Origin of the sequence: Vibrio sp. 1F253, assembly GCF_041439295.1 — a bacterium.
Taxonomy (GTDB): Bacteria; Pseudomonadota; Gammaproteobacteria; order Enterobacterales; family Vibrionaceae; genus Vibrio; species Vibrio tasmaniensis_A.
The window spans coordinates 1-2868 of sequence record NZ_JBGONU010000117.1 but is presented as its reverse complement, the minus strand read 5'-3'; the positions used below and the strand labels follow the sequence as shown (position 1 = coordinate 2868).

The following is a 2868-nucleotide window of genomic DNA, read 5'->3' as shown; positions in this document are numbered from 1 at the left end:
GGCGTCATCCAACAAAGTCTAAAACTTGGATCGCCCTAAAATACTTCATCAACCGAAAAGGCCAGTGGCAGTTTCACGGTTGGCAGAAGATCATGGATATGGATTGCCAGTTCAATCTCTTCCAAATAGCCAAAGTGCCAATAGAAAGGCATGTGAAAAATCCGAAGTGCAGTGACACCATTTTACCCTCAATACCAAGAATACTTGGCTAAAAGGAAGTCCAAAAGGCTAGCTCGTAACTATTGGAACGAACCTGCTCCGACTGCTTTATAAGTTGCTGAGTATCATTTGATGCCTTTGTGGAGGCTTGAGCCTAGTGCAGTGAAAGTTGCACGCTGGGTTCTTAGGGAGACGGCACTTGGTAACAAGTGTCGTCCACCCGACAGATCTAAGCTAGCTCGTTGTTGGACAAAAGTCATTTAGGAAATGATGAAATGTTAGCAAATAATGGATAACTCGAAGTATTGCAAACCGCGTTATTGAATGCTAGCGCACCGGTTTACATGCGCTAGCAGGTTGTTGTGCGCCAAGAAAGCGAACGACAATCTATTCACACAGACTAGAGTCTAAAACATACGTCCGACTTGAGGATTTCAAAGCCACTTCTCTCTTTGTTGGGCATTCGACATAGCTGTTATCTCTGATTTCTTGCCTTAGCATAGAGTCAAAGTAGTGACCTAACACAGCAAAAACCAACGCTCCAAATAACATTAATTTAAGTGTTAATTTTGGTAGTTGTACATTTAAAAATATATTGAGTAGTGCCATTGGGATACAAGGAAGAAAAAAGCCAAATAGTACAAATGAAGATGTATTGTTAAAGTATCCCGATACTTTAATGATGGGCTCAATATCTACGCTTTTTACTAAATTGCTCAAGTCATAAACACCAAAAGCGCACCATAGCGTTATGGCGATAAAGAATAGCAAAGCAGAAAGCTTCTTCAGTAAGTCTGTCATATTAATCAATTAACTCTTCTACTGCTTCTTTCATTGGTTCGGTAAACTTATATTCGTCGTCTAAGTCTGAAATGTAACCACCAATCTTGAAGGCGGAATAAGCAAACAAGCCCAGCCCAACGGCAACTGGTAAAGAAAAACCAAAGAGCAACCCTAGTGCCGCACGTGAGCCGAGTAAAATACCTTGAGCGACTACACCTGCAACAACCCCCTTGACCACGTCAGCAGAATATTGACCGACAACCTCACCCAAGTTTTTTTCATCATGCAGTATGTAATCTACGGCATTGACTGCGCCACTGAAAACAAGTTCTACATAGATGTTACCTTTCACGAAATTAACATTACCTTTAACAGTATTCAGTGCGTAGCCGATTTTAAGCATTTGAGGTGTCGCTTCCTGCCAACGAATACCGAGATCTAAATATCGAGGCTTGTAGTTCTCAACCACAATATTCGTCACTCCATTGATATCGACCGCCTTAGCGGTTGCTCCCAATCCACCAAGCTCTTTGGCTACCTCATAGGCACCTTTTAAGCCCATACTTACGCCTGTGTAGTCTTTACCTGTAGAAAGCTCACCGTGAGTGTCTTTCATGAGTAAATCTAAATACTCGTTCGCTTCCTCAACAGTCATCACAGCAATGCTGACATTGGTTTGTTGAGACGTATCCCACTTATATTCTTTCGCTTGCTCTTGTAATTCCTTATTCCACTCTCTTTCAGTAAGATCGTAGGCCTGTTGTGCAGCAGCACGCTCTGCAAGAACGCGTTCTCTATCTTCAGCCCAACGTTTATAATCTTTTGCAGTATAGGTTAATTCCGCTCGGCGCTCTTGCCGGTGACGCTCCGCTCTTTCTCTTGTGGTTTCTTGTCTTTCTTCTGGAGCTACAGGAGCTGATTCATATCTCATGGGAGTCGGCTTAACTGATAAATAAAAAGGATAATAACAATATTTTCAGTAACTTATCATCCTTAATAAGATAATCCGACGATTTAACCAACTAAATAGGCAATCTAACAGGCCAAACAAGCATAATGGAGACTCAATCGTGTTGAGTTGAAATCTATCGGATAACTTTTTGTAGGGTAAAATGAACGACACAGATCTTATAGATTATTTGTTCTAGCGAATTTTGGGGCACAAACGAGTCAGACAAGCTTGAAGCTACAGTTATCACGTAAAATAGAAAATTGAGAATAATATTTGCTGTCGGAAAGCCGCTTAGTAAAGCTTCCAACCCTGTTGGTTATCTGTCAATTTCACCGTGAAATCCGACAATAAAAAGCAACCTAAGCGCATGTTTTGTAACAATTAATTGTAGGTGCAAAAGTTGTCGTTTTTTTTAGAAAACGAATTCCGAACTGAAGGCGGTCAATACCAGCTACTATTGACCGCTGGTCGCGCGTAATAGAGCTACTTTTTGTAGTTATGGTCGTGTCTGTGTTTTAGACAAGCTAAGCTAGATCCCTTTAGATTTACCACGTAAATGTATGGTTTATAAATACTTTAAGGGGAAGAGAAGTTCATTCCGCAGGTTGCGATTCGCACACTGCGAAATGAGCGTCTAACTAGAAAAGGGGCAGATATGAGTTGTTGCAGAATCTGCAATCACTGAGCTTTCTCGTTGCTCGGGCAATTATTGCAACAGTTCAACTACCGAGGAATCCTCGATAGTTGCTTGATAAGCAATGTGCATATTTTGCACATTAGTTAGTTCTATTGCCGAAGCGACGAGATCAGAACCGGGTTGGAGCAGAGGTGATTTACGAAACAACCTGTTGGACAATTGTGAAACAGCTTGTTTCACAAAGAAATCTCATGGTGGGTTCTTGCGCTCTAAACACATCTTGGGGCGTGCGACGTGAAGTCGTATGAAGCGCTGTTCACCGCTTAACGAGTGAACC

At 41.7% G+C, this 2868-nt stretch carries 2 protein-coding genes and 1 pseudogene; 1 reads left to right on the top strand and 2 read right to left on the bottom strand.

The genetic code is table 11. The features are described from left to right. Positions 1 to 273: pseudogene (locus ACED28_RS23010) on the top strand (group II intron reverse transcriptase/maturase); the annotation flags it as partial. Between the two features lie 273 nt (positions 274 to 546). Here ACED28_RS23010 and ACED28_RS23005 read toward each other — a convergent pair. Next, positions 547 to 960, bottom strand: a complete 414-nt coding sequence (locus ACED28_RS23005) for a hypothetical protein (RefSeq protein WP_017098702.1) — start codon at positions 958 to 960, stop codon at positions 547 to 549. 1 nt (position 961) lies between these two features. Further along, the gene (locus ACED28_RS23000; protein WP_017098701.1) at positions 962 to 1873 is read right to left on the bottom strand and encodes a hypothetical protein; all 912 of its coding nucleotides are present in this window, start codon (positions 1871 to 1873) and stop codon (positions 962 to 964) included. Positions 1874 to 2868 lie beyond the last annotated feature (995 nt).

Excerpts from the sequence above, each read along its gene's own strand:
- ACED28_RS23000 (WP_017098701.1), bottom strand. The coding sequence starts at position 1,873 with ATGAGATATGAATCAGCTCCTGTAGCTCCAGAAGAAAGACAAGAAACC.
- ACED28_RS23005 (WP_017098702.1), bottom strand. The coding sequence starts at position 960 with ATGACAGACTTACTGAAGAAGCTTTCTGCTTTGCTATTCTTTATCGCC.